Genomic DNA, 18,941 nt, shown 5'->3' on the forward strand with positions numbered 1-18,941 from the left:
ACTCGTACAACCACTTACTGTACAAGTCACTGTATAATCTGTTGTTACGGTCGGACTAACGGTAATCGAACTCGTTGTGCCGCCATTTGACCAGGTATAAGTTCCTGTACAACCACTCGCTGTTAAAGTAGCTGACTCACCTGAGCAAATTGTCTTACCTCCTGTTACTGTTGGTGTCGGTGGTATTGAATTCACTGTTACAGTAGCTTTTGTCGAACTCGCACTTGTACAACCACTTATGGTACAAGTCACTGTATAATCTGTTGTTACGGTCGGACTAACGGTAATCGAACTCGTTGTACCTCCATTCGACCAGGTATAAGTTCCTCCGGTGCAACCACTTGCTGTTAAAGTTGCTGAACCGCCTGAACAAATCGCTGTTCCTCCTGTCACTGTTGGTACTGGTGGTATTGAATTCACTGTTACAGTAGCTTTTGTCGAACTCGCACTCGTACAACCACTTACTGTACAAGTTACTGTATAATCTGTCGTTACGGTCGGACTAACGGTAATCGAACTCGTTGTGCCGCCATTTGACCAGGCATAAGTTCCGGTGCAACCACTCGCTGTTAAAGTAGCTGATTCCCCTGAACAAATTGTCTTACCTCCTGTTACTGTTGGTACCGGTGGTATTGGATTCACTGTAATTGTTCCGCTTCCTGAACTTGCACTTGTACAACCACTGATCTTACAGGTTACTGTATAAGTTGTTGTAGTCGTCGGACTTACGGTAATTGAGCTTGTAGTTCCGCCATTTGACCAGGCATAGGTTCCTGTACAACCACTCGCTGTTAAAGTAGCTGATTCACCTGAACAAATTGTCTTACCTCCTGTTACTGTTGGTGTCGGTGGTATTGAATTAACTGTCACAGTAGCTTTCGTTGAACTCGCACTGGTACAACCACTTACTGTACAAGTCACTGTATAATCTGTCGTTACGGTCGGACTTACTGTAATTGAACTCGTAGTTCCGCCATTTGACCAGGTATAAGTTCCGGTGCAACCACTCGCTGTTAAAGTAGCTGAACCGCCTGAACAAATCGCTGTTCCACCTGTTACCGTTGGTACTGGTGGTATTGGGTTTACTGTCACTGTCGCTTTGGTCGAACTCGCACTCGTACAACCACTTACTGTACAAGTCACTGTATAATCTGTCGTTACTGTTGGACTTACGGTAATCGAACTCGTTGCACCTCCATTCGACCAGGTATAAGTTCCTGTACAACCACTCGCTGTTAAAGTAGCTGATTCACCTGAACAAATTGTCTTACCTCCTGTTACAGTCGGTACTGGTGGTATTGGGTTTACTGTTACAGTCGCTTTGGTCGAACTTGCACTGGTACAACCACTTACTGTACAAGTCACTGTATAATCTGTTGTTACGGTCGGACTAACGGTAATCGAACTCGTTGTGCCGCCATTTGACCAGGCATAAGTTCCGGTACAACCACTCGCTGTTAAAGTAGCTGACTCTCCTGAGCAAATTGTCTTACCTCCTGTTACTGTTGGTACTGGTGGTATTGGATTCACTGTCACTGTCGCTTTCGCCGAACTTGCACTGGTACAACCACTTACTGTACAGGTTACTGTATAATCTGTCGTTACGGTCGGACTTACTGTAATTGAACTCGTAGTTCCTCCATTCGACCAGGCATAAGTTCCTCCGGTGCAACCACTCGCTGTCAAGGTAGCTGACTCACCTGAACAAATTGTTTTACCTCCCGTTGCTGTTGGTACAGATGGAATCGGATTGACTGTTACTGTCGCTTTCGCCGAACTTGCACTGGTACAACCACTTACGGTACAAGTCACTGTATAATCTGTCGTTACGGTCGGACTAACTGTAATTGAACTTGTTGTGCCGCCATTCGACCAGGTATAAGTTCCTCCGGTGCAGCCACTTGTTGTCAAAGTTGCCGAATTACCGGAACAAATTGTTGTTCCTCCTGTTACGACAGGAGTACCTGGAGTTGTATTCACTGTTGCAGTGACTGCCTTTCTATCTGCTCCGGCCGTTTCACAATTTGTCGTAGTATTTTTACACGCAACATAATAAGTCGTTGTCGTTCCGATGCTTGGAGCATATGTATTTCCCGTTGTCAATGCGGTAGTTGTAACCTTATCTGCATACCAAACCGGCGTCTGACCTGAGGCACATGAAGCACTCAAATTCACTGTAACAGAACTTGATCCACTCTTACATGCTGCCCCTGGTGTAACAGTCGGCGCAGCAGGAATCGGCTTAACGATCACTATATACGACACAAATGGTCGGCAGGAAGCATCATCAGGAACAGGTTTCAAACAACCGTAAACATAATACGTCATATCTGTCGTTCCTGTATTCGCTGGTAAGCCTGTCAAATTTGTAGCCGTAACGGTTCCATTTATTAATGATGCTTCCGGCTGTAAGCAATACATCGTTCCGGCCATTGCATATGGATTCGTCTGAGAGGTCGTAAAAGCACACCATTCTATATAAGTTCCGGCAATAGTCTGATTACTTGTCAGTGACAACGATGGTATCGGCTGTCCTGAACAAATTGTAATTGTTGAACTAGGAGTAGGATTCGACAAAGTCGGGCAAGGACAACCTTTAACTGTAGTTGTTGCCGTTGCAGTACATCCACCTGCTGAAGTTAGCGTAACAGTATAGGTACCCGGTGCTGAAGTTGAAGGACTTTGAGTTGTCGAAGTAAAACTACCTGGTCCTGACCATGAATAACTGATCGCCGGGTTATTTAAAGTTACAGAGATGTCATCCAATGCAAAATCATTTCCATCAGAGTTAACATTTTCATTCATAATGGCAATGGTTACAGAAGTATTAGCTCCTGAATTCCAGACACCTGTAAATTGCTGCCATTGACAATTAGTTGCAGATAAAGTCGTTGTTGACCCAACTTTTACACCATTTGCCGTAAAATAAAGTTTCGCCGGATTTGTTGTATTAATTGATTCCGCCCAGGCCGAAAGTTTATAATCTGTATTCGGCTTTACTGTAATTTTCTGATACCAGATTTTCGTAGTAGCGATAACTGATCCATCCGCTACCATAAAATTTCCGGAACCGGAGGTATGGTCAGTACAAGAGCCTGCAAAGCTAAAATAGCTGTTTGCATTAGTTGTTACACCATAATATCCATTTCCACTTGTTCCAAGATAATATTCAGATCCAAAACCAGTATCTCCTCCGGAAAAATCTCCGTTAGCTATCAGGTTAGGATTCGTTACTGTTCCGGCAACACTTAGCTGAACCGCAGAACCACAACTTACACCGCTATTGGATGCAGAAGCAGAAACACCGCTAAATCCACCATTTACAGCAACCGTAACCTGTCTTTCTGTACTTTCACAACCGTTTAAGGTACAAGTCACGAAATAACCGGTTGAAGTGGTAAGGGTTGGAGTGGTATAAGATGCACCTGTAAATACTGGAGTTGTAGAATTCTGAGAATTATACCATTTTACAGTTCCGGTACAACCTGTAGCTACTAATGTAGTACTTCCGGATCCGCAAAGTGAGACATTGGCTACTGCCGGTGCGGCCGGGCAAGTTACCTCTGTGATACAAACATCATCAATACCTACACCATCTCCTTCATCATCGTTCGGAGTGATATAGAACTCAAGATAAGTTGCTCCTTCAGGGGCTATCATTTCTGCACAGACCTGCGTCCAGTCCAACGTTTCCCATTTACCATCTGAATCGGCGGTAACTGTTTTTTCAATATCCTGTTGTGAAATCAGGGTTGCTGAAGTAGTTGATCCGTTTCTAAATTTAAATTCAAAGAGCACTTTTGCGTCTCCCTGATTCGCAGTTGGGTTGAATGCTGCCAGATAAGCACAAATGCTGTATTTATTGCCAGGGGTGACAGGAATTAAAGTTTGTCCGGAAGCAGAATAATAAACACACTGGCTTTTTCTTGCATAGACAAAGCGATCTCCTGAGTTGGCATTACCTGTTGCACTGGCATCTATATAGTAAGCACCATTTTTATTATCATAATCGTTTACCGTAGTGCCGATTGACCAGCTTTGAGGTTCAGCACCTCTGTAAGCATCGGTATTCACGGCAGTTTTGGTAATATATGAAGCCGGTGAAGACATGAAGGTTACAGGGAATTTTTTTCCACCATTTGTAGCACCATTATCTGTTTCAAAACTTGCATTATTAACAAGATTATTCGTACAAGCCTGCGGAGTACAATTTTTCTTCACGACAACCATTACTGCATTTGAAACACCCACATATTCAGTACATTTATTTCTGCGAGCTGTTCTTATAAAACAGGTAGTCTGAGTAATTACAGGAGGATCGTAGGTAGCAGAGTTTGCTCCGGAAATCAACTGATAAATATTTCCGGACATATTTGTCTGGCAGGCACCATTGATCAGAGTGGTGGTTTTATACCACTGATATTCAATTCCTTTTCCGGTATCTCCTCCATCCGGGGCAGTTACTTCTGTAAGTAATGCCGGATCTGTTGATCCCGTATTTTTACACAAAGTTTGCGGAGAACCAATTGTTCCTCCACTTGTCAGGTTATTACAGGTATTGTCTACAGTAAGACAAAGGTTATCCAATTTCAGATAATCGGCACTTGCATACCCTTCAACTCTTAAATAAGAAGTATTTGCGGGGGCAGTTCCGGAAAGAACATATTCTTTCAACGGAGTCTGTCCTGAAGGCACAATATCTACATCCCAGTCAACCTGTACATTGGTAAAAGACAACAATGTTCCGGCACTGTTATAAAATGCCAGTCTGAACTGGTGATCGTATTTAGGTTCATGCGTTCCACCATAAGCAGAAAGTGTATAAGAAGAACCGGGAGCAATATTATTTACCTTCTGCCAGATCCATGACGGGGTTGAAGTCGCATTTAAATAAGCATTATAATTATCACATACAGGATATCCTGTCCAGGTATAAACTGTTCCTCCGGACCACTCCCAATATTTTGTTTTGTAAGATGAATTATAACCCGGTCTGTCTTCCTGTATTTCAAAACTCGGGTTTAATAACAACCCTCCGGCACAGTCACAGGTAACTGAGCTGGCTCCACAGGTAACTGAAGTACTGAAAATCTGATAGTGTACTTCTCCGGCTTCATGTGTATATGTATTAGCGACAACCTGTCCTTCGATATCTCCCGCACCAGACTTAACAATATTAAAATAAGGTGCAAATAAAGTCCCGATTTCAGTATTGGTACCATTCAATGTAATGGTTGCTCCTGAAGCACCATTTACGAAGTTGAACAAAATATATTTACCCGCCGCATCCGGAACACTTGTAAATGTAGGAACCGTCCAACTCAGACTGCTTGCACTTTGCAAGTCAACAGTAATAATGGCCGGGTTAGTAGCAGAAGGAACATTACTGAATTTGATTTCAGTCAATGATGTTAATTTGGAAGCGTTAATTTTAAAGAAATTCGATCTGCCGGCAGTTAATGTAAATGTATATGAAGTTCCTGTAGGAGATATAGCCGTATTTGAACTACAGTTTTTATGGGCATCCGAAGTAGCTTTCAGTTGCGTAAAAATTGAGTTAAAATCAAGTACATCCTGCTTAATAGAAGCCAGGGTCTGTGTAGCTGACAGATTAATACGCGGAATAGCATCCTGAGAGGATGCCGATGAAATCGTGATTCTGGTTGGGTTCGAACTCCAATATTTTGAAGTGGAAGTAAAAGCAGCATCCGGTATTTTCATAAAACCGTTGCTTCCTACTGAAAGTCCGGTACCAGATTGATATGTTATACCCGTCTCCGCAATCAATGTGGTTTTATTAGCATCTCCGGAAACCGAAAATGCTCCATCTGTAGCAGTGGAGATTGTAAATGCCCCTCTTAGGGTGACTTTTCCTCCGGCCGCAATCCCCCCGTCGATGTTCCCGTTATTAAGGCTTATACCGTTTTGGGTAAAAACGTTAAAGCTTTGTACAGGAGCCAAAGGGTTCTGAGCGAGCAAGTTGCCAGAAAAGGTTTGAAAAATAAACAAAATTGTTCCCAAAAAAAGATTTACCAAAAATCTATTTTGATTAATGGCATGCTTTTTGATAACTGGGCCTTGTTTAAAATTTTGCCAGAAAGAGAAATTTAAGGCACTGAATTTCCGACTGCCATAAGTGGACAGCATTGATGCAGTAAAGTTTTTCATTTTTTAAACTTTATTGATTTTAGCGGCGGGTTTGAGAATGTCAAACGATGTCTGAGGAGGGCGGGACTCAAACGAACAAATGCTTTAGTTTATTTACGAAGCAATTCAGAAAATTCAGGCAATATTCTTCAGCCCTGCTTCCTTTCTGAAGATTGAAAAAGCATGGAAATGGCGTATATCCACAGCAAGTCAACCCTGAAGCTGGTGCAATAATCCTAATGTTCTGTTTTTGCTTGTAATTTTATCGATCCTGTGCGGAATAGACCGATTGATGCTACATTTTAAATTTTCGATTAATCACTGATAGTAGAGTAAAAAGCGCTAAAATGCGATTAATAGCATTCTTTCTACTAAATATCAAAGCAATAAAACTGTTAGAAAATTCGAAACTCCTTTTTGCCATGTGCGGATAGGCATAACGGAAATGTTAATCTAAGAGTTTCTTGTCCTGGCGGGAAACAATTTCAAAAATATCCCAGCGACGGGATGGTGTAAATAACAATAAATGGCGTGTTAGTGTTATTAAAACTTAAATCATAATAAACGCTTTATAAAATACCCTTTTTTAAATAAAGATATCATATGAAACGTCTGACGTATTCATAAGGCTTTTTGCGGCTACCATCTGACTACACGTTACAGTAAGCTAAAATCATGCCAATCGTATATTATTTCTTATTTCATTTTTTTTCGTTTTTTTTATTTTTTTTATCCATTGTTAATTTTATTTCATTTTATACCAACTTTTATCCGGGAGAAACATTATTCTTCCACTACTTATCATTTATCTTCTGCAAGAGTTAAAGTAAAAGCATTCAAAATACTCAAATAACCGGAGTTAAGACATCCAAATAGTTAATTTTTCGTATGTTTTTGTCAAAATGGTTCTTCATGAGAATCGTTTATTTATTTTTATCTGTATCCAATTACTTTATACTCAATTCTCAAGCGTAATAAAATGACAAGATTTCCCTGTTTTTCTCTCGCTCTGCTTTTTGCCGGATTGATTTTCCTAAAAACATTAATGCCTCAATCTCAAAAATCTGTCATGATTTCTCAAGCACCTTCCGGAAAAAGCTTTCTGGCCCTTGGCGATTCTTATACTATTGGTGAAAGTGTGGAAAACAAAGACCGATGGAGCGTTCAGTTAACCCAGTTACTAAGAAAAGATTCTGTTTTCATTCAAAAGCATGATATCATTGCCCGGTCAGGTTGGACAACCGCCGAATTAATTGAGGGAATTAAACAAAGAAAAATTACCGAAACCTATGACATGGTTGCTCTTCTGATCGGAGTAAATAACCAATACAGAAGTCAAAGTGTAGAAACTTATCGATGGGAATTCAGAAAATTACTCAAAATATGTTCAAAATTTACCGGAAATAAGGAATCTAAAGTCATGGTTCTATCCATTCCCGATTGGGGTGTTACTCCTTTTGCCAGAAACCGGGATAAAAATCAACTTTCTCGGGAAATCGATGAATTTAATAATGTTGCCCGTGAGGAATGTGGAAATTTCGGAATAACATTTATTGATATTACCAGCATCTCCAGACAGCAAACCGGACCCGAAATGATTGCCAGCGATAATCTTCATTTTTCAGGGTTAATGTACGGACTCTGGGCACAAAAGGCTCTTGAAACAGCCAAACAAATTCTCAAATAGCTGCCTTCATTCATAATATTCAGTTTTTTCTATAAATTGTACCAAATACAACTACAGAAAAAATGAATGAAAGAACACTTGATGATGCAACATCTGTCAGAAACGGAGAAGAACTAAACCAAATCCTGTTAAGCACTTATCTTAAAAGTCAACTCCCTGATTTTGAAGGAATAACCCAAATCAGCCAATTTCCCGGAGGATTTTCAAATCTCACCTATCTGATTAAAACCTCTGGTCGGGATTTTGTGCTAAGAAGACCTCCTGTTGGTGCTGCCATTAAATCAGCACATGATATGAGCCGGGAATTTAAAGTACTTTCTCTGCTCCGTCCTTCATATCCGAAAGTGCCTGAACCTGTTATTTTTTGCGAGGATGAATCAGTTATCGGAAGTCCGTTTTATTTAATGGAAAGAGTCAAAGGTATTATCCTGAGAGGAAAAGAAGCTCCTTCCTTTAAAATTACGGAAGAAAAAATGAGAGAGGTATCCATCGCACTAATAGATAATCTTGCTGCTTTACATGCTCTGGACCTGGAAAGTACCAGGCTTATTTCACTGGGAAAACCTGATGGCTATGTCCAGAGACAGGTTGAAGGCTGGATCGGACGATACGAAAAAGCCCAAACGGATTCTATACAGGAGCTGTCTGATATTGCTGATTGGTTACGAAGTCATCTGCCAAAAACCCAGCAGGCAGCTTTTCTTCACAATGACTATAAGTTCGATAATGTTTTATTAAACCCCGAAGACCTTTCAGAAATTGTTTCGGTACTGGATTGGGAAATGTCAACTGTAGGAGATCCGCTAATGGATCTGGGGGCAGCATTAGCTTACTGGTGTCAGGAAAATGACGGTGATTTTCTGAAATCCTTCAATATTACCTGGTTAAAAGGGAATCTCAGCCGCCATGAAGTAATAGAAAGATACCGTGACGTTTCCGGCAGAGATTTGAGTGATATCGTCTTTTACTATGTATTCGGTTTGTATAAAAACATTGTGATTATGCAGCAGATTTATGCAAGATGGAAAACAGGCCTTACCAAAGACCCTCGTTTCGGTGCTTTAATATTTGGTGTAAAAGAGTTATCAAAAATGGCAAAAAACACAATTAATACCGGAAAAATATAAAAATAAAATAGTATGCTTGCATAACAAATAGATTTTTATTTATCTTTATGATGTTGGAGAAAGTTGACGGGAAAGACAAACTAAAAATTGATATAATTACAAAACAATTTCACAATGAACCGCACGATCAAAAAAGTAGCTGTATTAGGTTCGGGAATAATGGGCTCTCGGATTGCTTGTCATTTTGCCAATATCGGAGTTGAAGTTCTACTGTTAGACATCGTTCCAAAAGAGCCGAATGATGCAGAAAAAGCCAAAGGTTTAACCACCGAACATCCTGCGGTAAGAAACAGAATTGTAAATGATGCTTTTCAAAATACATTAAAAGCCAATCCTGCTTCCTTGTATTCGGCCTCTTTTGCCAACAGAATTAAGTTGGGAAATTTTGATGATAATCTGGCTGATATTAAACAATATGACTGGGTTATTGAGGTGATAGTGGAAAACCTTGCCATCAAACAATCACTTTATGAAAAGGTAGATCAACTAAGAAAAGCCGGAACTCTGGTTACTTCTAATACTTCAGGTATTCCGATCCATTTGATGGCAGAAGGTCGTTCAGATGATTTCAGAAAGCATTTCTGCGGAACTCACTTTTTCAATCCTCCGCGGTATTTAAGGTTGCTGGAAATTATTCCTACACCTGAAACAGATTCAGCTGTCATTGATTTTCTGATGCACTATGGTGATCGCTTCCTGGGTAAAACTACAGTTTTATGTAAGGATACTCCTGCATTTATCGCTAACAGAATCGGGGTTTATTCTATGATGAAAACCATGCAGGTGGTTGAAGAGATGGGGCTGACTGTTGAAGAGGTTGACAAACTTACTTCAACTGTAGTAGGAAGACCAAAATCAGGAACTTTCCGCTTATCTGATGTGGTTGGACTTGATACGACGATCAATGTTTCAAATAATTTATATGCCGGTTTGGTAAACGATGAGTCTAAGGATACTTTTGTTTTACCCGCCATGATCCGAAAACTACAGGAGAACAAGTGGCTCGGAGATAAAACCGGCCAGGGTTTTTACAAAAAGATAAAAGGAGAAGGCGGAAAATCAGAAATTCTTGCTTTAGATCTGAAGACCTTTGAATACCGCCCTTCGGAAAAGGTAAAGTTTGAAACCCTCGAAAAAACGAAAAATATTGCGGTTTTGAAAGATCGCTTTGCTGTTTTACTGGCAGGAAAAGACAAGGCAGCGGAGTTTTACCGTAAAACATTTCTCGATGGTTTCAGATATGCTTCAAACCGTATTCCGGAAATTTCTGACGAATTATACAGAATTGATGCTGCGATTTGTGCGGGCTTTGGCTGGCAAATGGGGATTTTCGAAACCTGGGATGCTATTGGTGTGGAAAAGGGAATTGAGTTAATGCAAGCCGAAGGTATGAAACCTGCGGAATGGGTTAACGATATGCTGGCAAGCGGTGCAAAAACTTTCTACAAAAAAGAAAGCGGCAGACGTTTGTATTACGATATTCCAACCAAATCCTATAAGGTAATTCCCGGAACAGAATCATTCATTATCCTGGAAAACCTTTCTGATAATATCGTCTGGAAAAATGCAGAGAGCTCTGTATATGATCTGGGAGATGGTGTATTAGGTTTAGAATTCCATTCTAAAATGAACACATTCGGAGCCGGAGTAATTGAAGGCGTTCATAAAGCTATCTCACTGGCAGAAAAGGACTTCCGTGGTCTGGTGATTGGAAATGAATCGAATGAGGCTTTCTCTGCAGGTGCTAATCTTGCTATGCTTTTCATGTATGCAATAGAACAGGAATTTGATGAAGTCAATCTGATGATTGCCCAGTTTCAGCAAACAATGATGAGGGTGCGTTATTCAGGTATTCCGGTTGTGGTAGCCCCTCATACACTTGCCCTGGGTGGAGGCTGCGAAATTTCATTACATGCAGACCGATTGGTGGCACATGCTGAAACTTATATGGGATTGGTAGAAGTCGGTGTAGGTTTGATTCCTGCGGGAGGTGGTACCAAAGAAATGGCTTTAAGATGTTCTGATCTTTACAAAAACGGTGATCCTGAATTAAATACCCTTCAAAATGCTTTCATGAATATTGCTACAGCGAAAGTCAGTACTTCTGCGCAGGAAGCATTCGAAATGAATTATTTACGAAGAGGAGACCGGATTATCCTCAACAGAAGCAGTGTAATTGCAGAAGCTAAACAGGAAGTGCTTGATCTTGCCAATGCCGGATATACCCAGCCAAAACAAAGAACAGATGTTAAAGTTCAGGGAAAAACCGGAATTGCACTTTTCAAAGCCGGTGTTCAGGGAATGCTGATGGGAAGATATATTTCCGAACATGATGCTAAAATCGCAGATAAACTTGCCTACGTGATTTGTGGAGGGGATTTGAGTTATCCGCAATTGGTTTCTGAACAATATTTACTCGATCTGGAAAGAGAAGCATTTTTATCACTTTCCGGTGAGAAAAAAACACTCGAAAGAATCCAGAGTCTTCTGAATGGCGGCAAACCATTAAGAAACTAAGTGCTTTACAGACTTATTTGTAAAGACACAAATGAGGCAAAAACAAAATCCGATTTGTGAATAACAGGTCGGATTTTTGTATTTTATACCTGTTTCTGTAACTTTTAACATTCTCTAAATCAGCTATTTTCAATACATTTTTTCAATTATTCTCTATATTGCTTTAACTTTTCCCCTGACCCGCAATCAAACGAAATACTAACGGTAAAACTAACATTTCGCATGAAAAAGGATCTTTCAATTTCTCTCAGAATCAGACAATTCAATGAAGGCAGAGATACTGATACGCTCTCTCTGAAATATAAATTGATGAGACAAAATAGTTTCAGCTTTTTCAGAGGTACTGCTCATATCTTTTTCGAGGACTATGCTCAGTTAAAATCCATTCATGATTCTTCTCTGGTCTGGATTTGCGGTGATTTGCATTTAGCCAATTTCGGAAGTTATCGCGGCGATAACAAAGAGGTTTATTTTGATATAAATGATTTCGATGAAGCCATGATTGCTCCGTTAAGTTTTGATATTTCCAGGGTACTGACGAGTATTTTGGTCTCAGCAAAAAGCCTCAAAATCCAGACAAAATCAATAAACAAGGTCTTTTTACAGTTTCTTGAAACATATATCAGTACTATTACGAAGGAAAAACCCGCCACTATTGAGCGGCATACGGCAACAGGATTATTCAAAAAGTTTTTAACCAAAGTAGAAAACAGAAAAGAAAAGGACTTTTTAAAAGACCGGATTAAACTTAAAAAAGACGGAAGTTTCAGAATTATCATTGATGGACAGCATACCCTTGAAATTGATGAAAACAAAAAGGCTGAAATCACAGAATTACTTAAAAACCCTGAGAAAGAATTAAAAGGGTACTCTTTCAAAATACTGGATATTGCGAGAAGAATTGCAGGAACCGGAAGTCTTGGTTTGGAAAGATATGTATTATTGGTAAAAGAAATCAGTGCCGATAAAAAGATTCGTCTGCTGGATCTCAAAAAAGCCAAAATCTCCTGTTTTAATGCTTTAGTCAAAAATAATAACCCTGCTTTCCCTTCAGAAGCAGAACGAGTCATTGAAGCACAGCGTAACATTCAGCAGGTTTCTCCGGCAATTCTTTATCCGGTTGTTCAAAACAATCAAAATTCCTTTATTTTAAGGGAACTTCAACCAACCGAAGATAAGATTGTAATGGAATCACTTGATTTGAAAAAGCTTTCAGTCATTATAGAAACGCTCGCTCAAATCACAGCTTCGGGACATATCAGAGGATGCGGAAGAAGAAATTGTTCAACAATTGATGATCTCGTCGATCTGGTAAAAACTGAAACCTGGCAAAATCAGGTAATTGCTTTTGCCAGGGAATATTCACAGCAGGTTTTGAAAGATTACGAGATATTTTCAAAAGACTATGATCAGGGATTTTTTAATATCTCTTAAATCAAACGTCTTTCCCTGAAGTAAAAAGTGCTAAAAACTCTTTAATTTTTCCGTAAATAAAACGCATATCCTCCTCTGAAATACAATAAGGAGTGAGCAGATAAATCACATTTCCGAGCGGACGCATCAGGATTCCTCTTTCCAGAAAGAAGTGGTAAGCTATATCTCTGATGTTACTGAAGTAGGAAGTACCTTCTTCTGTACGAAGTTCAATGACTAAAATAGTTCCTTTAATCCTTATTTCAGCAATAGCTTCGTTTTCAGTATCGGTTAAAGAACTTTCAAATTCCTGATGCCAGGCATTAATTCTGCTTATTTTTTCCCGGGTCTCAGGTTTTTCGGTCAGATCAAGACTTGCTAAAGCCGCTGCACAGGCAAGGGGGTTTGCCGTAAATGAATGGCTGTGGAACAAGGTTTTGCGTCGGTCATCGGAGAGAAAAGCCTCATAAATCAGCTGCGTGCAGGAGGTAACACCCAAAGCCATCGTTCCTCCGGTCAGTCCTTTGGAAAGACAAATAATATCCGGCTTTTCTGTAAGATAGTCTGTTGCAAACATTTTCCCGGTTCGTCCGAAACCTGTCATTACTTCATCTGCAATTGTAAGAATATGATGGTTTTTGGCTAATCTGAGGAGTTTTTCAAGGATTTCGGGTTCGTACATGACCATTCCTCCTGCTCCCTGAATCAAAGGTTCAAAGATAAATGCGGCGATCTCTTCGGAATCAGCCATCAGTTCTTCCATCTTTTTTAATGCTGCCTCTTCCTGCCCTTTTACAGGTACAGGCAGATAAATGACATCAAATAAAAAAGGGTCAAACGGCGCAGTAAAACCACTTTTTGCCCCGACAGCCATCGTTCCGAATGTATCCCCGTGATACCCGTTTTCCAGAGCAATTACTTTTATTTTCCTGGTAAAACCCTGGTTATGCCAGAATTGAAAAGCCATTTTCAGAGCAACCTCTACCGAAGTTGAGCCATTATCAGAATAGAATATCTTCTTATGGTTTTCCGGTAAAATCCCTAATAATCTTTCAGCAAGCCTTACAGCGGGTTCATGCGTAAATCCGGCAAAAATAACATGCTCCAGCTGACCGAACTGCTCCATCACTTTCTGAGCAATATATGGATGCGAATGCCCGTGTAAATTCACCCACCATGAAGCAATTGCATCAATATACCTTTTCCCGGAATCATCATAAAAATAAGCCCCTTCCCCCCTTACCACCGGAATGGCAAAAGGAGCAGTATGCTGCTGAGTGAAAGGATGCCAGATTACCTCTGCATCTCTATTTTGAATTTTTGATTGCGGATTAAAAACCGACTCCCTGATATTCTCAACCGGATATTCAAGATGGCTGTCTATTTCAAAATGCTTTTCTGAATTGTTCGGCATATTTTCTGACTAATTCTTTGTTAATATTTTCTTCAAACTCTACTCTTCCCAAAAGTGCTGCTTTTGTATAATTAAGAATAAAAGTTTCTGAAGCCTCATTCCTTTGTCCATTAAATATCAATCCCTTGATTGGTATCCCTGCATTTTTAAGTATTTCGACTGTCAGCAGCGTATGGTTGATACTTCCCAGATAATTTTTGGAAACCACAATTACAGGCAGGTTCAGCTTCCTCATTAAATCTAAGTTTGTTTCTTTTTCATTAAGTGGCACCATAACTCCTCCGGCCAGTTCCACAATCAGATTCTTGTCTAAAACAGGAAGTTGAAATTGATCCAAATCAATTCTTATGCCGTCAATCTCAGCAGCTGCGTGCGGAGATAAAGGTTCATTCAGCCGGTAAGTTTCCGGATAAAAGAAAGATTCAGAATTGGAAATATTACTTTTAACCGCATCTGTGTCTGTAAAGTCGAGTCCTCCGGACTGGACAGGTTTCCAGTAATCCGCCTTCAATGCTTCCACTAAAATACTGGAAATAAGCGTCTTGCCTATTTCAGTACTGATTCCTGCAATGATAAATTGCTTTTTCATGAAAATAAATCCTTTGTTTATTAAAATTCAGTATGGCTAAGTGTTTTAAATATTGCTGTAATTTCCTCTTTTGTATTAAACGTATGCAGACAAATTCTCAGCCTTTCTCTGCCTTTTGGAACAGTTGGTGAAACAATGGGCCTGATGTCTAATCCCTGAGCCTGAAGTTTTCCGGCAATTTTCCGGACATTTTCATTCCCCGGAATAATGATGCACTGAATTGCCGAAACACTGGGAATCCATTCCCAGGTCTTTTGACTTTCTGCATTTTCCCGAAAAAAAGCAATCAATTCATGTAAAGGTTCATTCCCGAATTCAGGACTTTTCAGATATTGATAAGCACACTTTATCCCGGCATGGGTATGAAGCGGAGCGGCTGTTGAATAAATAAAAGAACGTGCAAAGTTAATCAGGTAATCTCTGAGGGTACGACTTCCGAGGACAATTGCCCCATGACTGCCTAATGCCTTTCCAAATGTAATAATCCTTGCAAAAACACGGTCTTGCAGTCCGAGCTGACAAACCAAACCTTTTCCGTCTTTCCCGAAAACTCCGGTAGCATGGGCTTCATCAACAATCAGATTCGCACCGAACTGCTCACAAATTTCCACTATTTCAACAAGTTTTGCCATATCTCCATCCATTGAATATACTGACTCAATTCCAACAAAAATATGGCCCTCCGGAGCAAGATTCTGTTGCAGATGCTCCAGTTTCTTAACCAAATCAGCTACATCATTATGCCTGAATTTATAGCGGTTTGCATAACTAAGCCTTGCGCCATCAATCATACTGGCATGAATAAGTTCATCCGTTAATAAAATATCCTTTTTTTGCGGAAGACTGGCCAGCAAACCAATATTGGCATCATAACCGGAATTGAAAATCAAGCCTGATTCTGCGTGATGGAAATCAGCTATTTCCTGCTCCAATTCCTCAACATAAACAGTATTTCCGGCCAATAGTCTTGACCCTGTTGCTCCGTTCAGATAATTATCTCCTTTCAATTCATTCATTACAGCTTCTCTTAATTCAGCCGAATGGGCTAACCCCAGGTAATCATTTGAACAAAAGTCAACCAGGTTATCAGACGTACGGAGTGAACGGAAAAGAGCAAGTTCTTTTCTGTGCTGAAGGGTTTCGGAAAGGAATTTTTCGATCTTACTCACATTAATACAATATTATTGATGCCCGCAAAGTTAAAACATATCTCTTTTCGGAAATGATGTTTCCTGTAATCGGGTCAAAAATAATGTTAAAGCAAAATATCCTCAGGAATAGGAATGGGCTCTTCCCACTTTAATAAACTTTCAAGAGAAGGAGCTGCTTCAAGCAATTCATCTTCAAGTAAATTTGCCCAGGTGCTCAGATAAAGTATTACATCTTCTCTGGAATTATATTTCATTTTGCTTCGTATTTCCGAAGGAATTCCGGCTAGTATTTTTCTGTCTGAAAGTTTTTCAAGGTGCTGCAGGTCGGTAGTGGTTAGTCCGTTTTTCAGCATTTCAGCAATTAAAAGATCCATTGGCAAACCACTTGCCGGGCAAAATTCTTCCACCTGCTCACGCCAGTCGCCCCGCCCTGCCATAGCAAACTCATGGATTTCGGCTTTACTGAGAAGGGTCAGTTCCTGAGCCAGGTTACCGCAATTACAGCTTCCCATATGCCCCCATTGATAAGAAGTTCCTGAAGATAATTTATTAGCCGTACGGCGGAGTGCATTAATCAGCACTGTGTTTGCATGTGCCATTTTCTCGCTGCTTTGATAAAACGTATGAACCCAAAGTGAATATTTACCTTCGAATGTATAAATTCAAACAGTTATTTCCTGATAATTCTTTTAACAATGGTATAACATTGCCTGATATTTTTTTGTTTCGAAGCAGGCGAAAAGTCGAAATTGACAGCAAAATCCTATCTTTTCCAACAATCCTATAAAAAATATAACAAAAAATAATTAAAACACTTGACAAAACCATTCTTTGGCGTTAACATTGCAAAACAATTCACATTTCTGTGATTTCCTCTGTTAAGCCCCTGACATTTATTTGCTTAACATTTCGTTTCCACCTCTTTTTCTAATAATTTCCTAAAATCTTTGAATTTGCTTTGAATTTACCGATATTGATCTTAACCACAATCATTTTTATGGGCTAACTTCCATACTCGCCCCTCGCCTTACCATAATATATGTTTACAACTGAAGAATTAGAACTGAAACTCATCTCCGAATTACGAACGCTGGCTCAGCAATTCGATAGTCTGGACACCAAAAATTTATCAAAAAAAGAACTCGTCGGTGCAATACTTGAGCATCAGAAAAGTGCACTGACACATGCTAATGACCTTATGGAAGACAAATCTGCAAGGAAAGTGAGAAAGGACAATGCCCCTGCTGCTACAGAAGGAGAAAGACCTAAAAGACAGCGTATTAAAAAGGACGGTGGCGAAGAAGAGAAAGAAACTCCGGTAGCTATTCCTGCGGTAAGTAAAGCAGCTCCGGTTGTTCAGGAAGAAAAACGTGAACGCCGTGAACGTACAGTTACCCCGAAAAAAGAAGAAAAAACCGCTAAGGAAGAAATTTCTTTTGAGATTGACGAAGAGCCGATTACTGATTATACCACGCTGGAGGTTGAAGACGATTTCACCATCGATACTTCTTTCATTACCCCTGACGAAACTGTTGCTAATTTAGATATTGCACCTGCTCCTGAACCTAAAGTAGAAGTAGAAAAGCTGCCTAAAGAATTCAGCACACCGCCTTCTCAGCCTTTCCAGAATAACAAAAAACCAATCTACAATCAGGCAATCCGTGAATTTGACGGACTGATTGAAAATGAAGGAGTATTAGAAATCATGCAGGACGGAGGCTATGGCTTCCTTAGATCTGCGGATTATAACTACCTCGCTTCTCCGGATGATATTTACGTTTCACCTTCCCAAATCAAATTATTCGGGTTAAAAACCGGAGATACCGTACGTGGTGCTATCCGCCCGCCAAAGGAAGGTGAGAAATATTTCGCATTACTTCGTGTAGAATCTGTAAATGGAAAAACTACAGAAGAAATCCGTGACCGTATTCCGTTTGAATACCTGACCCCGCTTTTTCCGGAAGAAAAACTTAATTTAAGTACTCGTCCGGATCAATATTCTACCCGTATTCTGGACTTATTTGCCCCTATCGGGAAAGGACAGCGCGGGATGATTGTTGCACAGCCTAAAACAGGTAAAACGGTTCTTTTGAAAGATATTGCCAATGCTATTTCAAGAAATCACCCTGAAGTTTATCTGATTATCCTGCTGATTGACGAACGTCCGGAAGAGGTAACCGATATGCAGCGCAGCGTAAGAGCTGAAGTGATATCTTCAACATTCGACGAACAGGCTGAACGCCATGTGAAAGTGGCCAGTATTGTATTGGAAAAAGCAAAGAGAATGGTAGAATGTGGTCATGATGTGGTAATCCTCCTTGACTCGATCACCCGACTTGCCCGTGCGTATAATACAGTCGTTCCGTCCTCAGGAAAAATCCTTTCAGGTGGTGTGGATGCCAATGCTTTACATAAACCTAAGCGCTTCTTCGGTGCCGCCCGTAATGTTGAAAACGGCGGTTCTCTAACCATTATTGCCACAGCCCTCATTGAGACAGGTTCTAAAATGGATGAGGTTATTTTCGAAGAGTTTAAAGGTACCGGTAACATGGAACTTCAGCTTGACCGTAAACTTTCTAACCGTCGGGTTTATCCTGCTATCGACGTTCCGGCATCAGGTACCCGTCGTGAGGATTTGCTAATGGACAAAGAAACGCTACAAAGAGTCTGGATTTTAAGAAAACATATGTCAGATATGAATTCTGTAGAAGCCATGGAATTCCTGCAACAGCAAATGAAAGGAACAAGAAACAACGAAGAATTCCTCGTTTCTATGAACCGATAAATGAAATTTTCTTTAGAAAATAAAGATTTCCCATACTCTTTTCAACAAAAAACCTCGTCCGGCTGATGGACGAGGTTTTTTGCTGGAACCCAATTACAGTACTTTTCTGAA

10 protein-coding genes are annotated in these 18,941 nt (G+C 40.2%); 5 read left to right on the forward strand and 5 right to left on the reverse strand.

Annotated elements, in window-relative coordinates; all coding sequences use genetic code 11:
- Window positions 1–6,168 (reverse strand): Ig-like domain-containing protein (locus BM179_RS19605; RefSeq protein WP_143095274.1); only part of this gene is annotated, 6,168 nt, incomplete at its 3' end.
- A gap of 1,048 nt (window positions 6,169–7,216) precedes the next feature.
- On the opposite strand from BM179_RS19605, the gene BM179_RS19610 reads away from it, so the two are divergent.
- The 4 genes from BM179_RS19610 to BM179_RS19625 all read left to right on the forward strand — a co-directional run bounded on the left by BM179_RS19610 (window position 7,217) and on the right by BM179_RS19625 (window position 12,912).
- Entirely contained in the window at window positions 7,217–7,834 is a 618-nt protein-coding gene (locus BM179_RS19610; protein ID WP_229632990.1) for an SGNH/GDSL hydrolase family protein, read from the forward strand.
- A 62-nt stretch (window positions 7,835–7,896) separates the two neighbouring features.
- Window positions 7,897–8,961: a phosphotransferase family protein gene (locus BM179_RS19615; RefSeq protein WP_092018875.1), complete on the forward strand. Its 1,065-nt coding sequence runs from the start codon at window positions 7,897–7,899 to the stop codon at window positions 8,959–8,961.
- A 114-nt stretch (window positions 8,962–9,075) separates the two neighbouring features.
- Window positions 9,076–11,478, forward strand: a complete 2,403-nt coding sequence (locus BM179_RS19620) for a 3-hydroxyacyl-CoA dehydrogenase/enoyl-CoA hydratase family protein (protein WP_092018876.1) — start codon at window positions 9,076–9,078, stop codon at window positions 11,476–11,478.
- A 222-nt stretch (window positions 11,479–11,700) separates the two neighbouring features.
- Entirely contained in the window at window positions 11,701–12,912 is a 1,212-nt protein-coding gene (locus BM179_RS19625; RefSeq protein ID WP_092018877.1) for a DUF2252 domain-containing protein, read from the forward strand.
- A 1-nt stretch (window position 12,913) separates the two neighbouring features.
- Here BM179_RS19625 and bioA read toward each other — a convergent pair whose 3' ends face one another.
- The 4 genes from bioA to BM179_RS19645 all read right to left on the reverse strand — a co-directional run bounded on the left by bioA (window position 12,914) and on the right by BM179_RS19645 (window position 16,644).
- Window positions 12,914–14,305 (reverse strand): adenosylmethionine--8-amino-7-oxononanoate transaminase, encoded by a 1,392-nt coding sequence (gene bioA / locus BM179_RS19630; RefSeq protein ID WP_092018878.1) that lies wholly within the window; start codon window positions 14,303–14,305, stop codon window positions 12,914–12,916.
- Window positions 14,277–14,894, reverse strand: coding sequence for a dethiobiotin synthase (bioD, locus tag BM179_RS19635; RefSeq protein ID WP_092018879.1), 618 nt, complete (start codon window positions 14,892–14,894; stop codon window positions 14,277–14,279). The genes bioA and bioD overlap by 29 nt, the downstream gene beginning before the upstream one ends.
- A gap of 20 nt (window positions 14,895–14,914) precedes the next feature.
- A complete protein-coding gene (locus BM179_RS19640) occupies window positions 14,915–16,063 on the reverse strand; it encodes an aminotransferase class I/II-fold pyridoxal phosphate-dependent enzyme (protein ID WP_092018880.1) in 1,149 nt (382 codons plus the stop codon).
- A gap of 86 nt (window positions 16,064–16,149) precedes the next feature.
- Window positions 16,150–16,644: a hypothetical protein gene (locus BM179_RS19645; RefSeq protein ID WP_092018881.1), complete on the reverse strand. Its 495-nt coding sequence runs from the start codon at window positions 16,642–16,644 to the stop codon at window positions 16,150–16,152.
- A 440-nt stretch (window positions 16,645–17,084) separates the two neighbouring features.
- On the opposite strand from BM179_RS19645, the gene rho reads away from it, so the two are divergent.
- Entirely contained in the window at window positions 17,085–18,830 is a 1,746-nt protein-coding gene (gene rho, locus BM179_RS19650) for a transcription termination factor Rho (RefSeq protein ID WP_092018882.1), read from the forward strand.
- The last annotated feature ends 111 nt before the right edge of the window (window positions 18,831–18,941 follow it).

Origin of the sequence: Pseudarcicella hirudinis (assembly GCF_900115665.1) — a bacterium.
GTDB lineage: Bacteria > Bacteroidota > Bacteroidia > Cytophagales > Spirosomataceae > Pseudarcicella > Pseudarcicella hirudinis.

Bases quoted from the DNA above. Each gene is read 5' to 3' on its own strand.
- BM179_RS19610 (WP_229632990.1), top strand. From the start codon at position 7,217: ATGATTTCTCAAGCACCTTCCGGAAAAAGCTTTCTGGCCCTTGGCGAT.
- BM179_RS19615 (WP_092018875.1), top strand. From the start codon at position 7,897: ATGAATGAAAGAACACTTGATGATGCAACATCTGTCAGAAACGGAGAA.
- BM179_RS19620 (WP_092018876.1), top strand. From the start codon at position 9,076: ATGAACCGCACGATCAAAAAAGTAGCTGTATTAGGTTCGGGAATAATG.
- BM179_RS19625 (WP_092018877.1), top strand. From the start codon at position 11,701: ATGAAAAAGGATCTTTCAATTTCTCTCAGAATCAGACAATTCAATGAA.
- bioA (WP_092018878.1), bottom strand. From the start codon at position 14,305: ATGCCGAACAATTCAGAAAAGCATTTTGAAATAGACAGCCATCTTGAA.
- bioD (WP_092018879.1), bottom strand. From the start codon at position 14,894: ATGAAAAAGCAATTTATCATTGCAGGAATCAGTACTGAAATAGGCAAG.
- BM179_RS19645 (WP_092018881.1), bottom strand. From the start codon at position 16,644: ATGGCACATGCAAACACAGTGCTGATTAATGCACTCCGCCGTACGGCT.
- rho (WP_092018882.1), top strand. From the start codon at position 17,085: ATGTTTACAACTGAAGAATTAGAACTGAAACTCATCTCCGAATTACGA.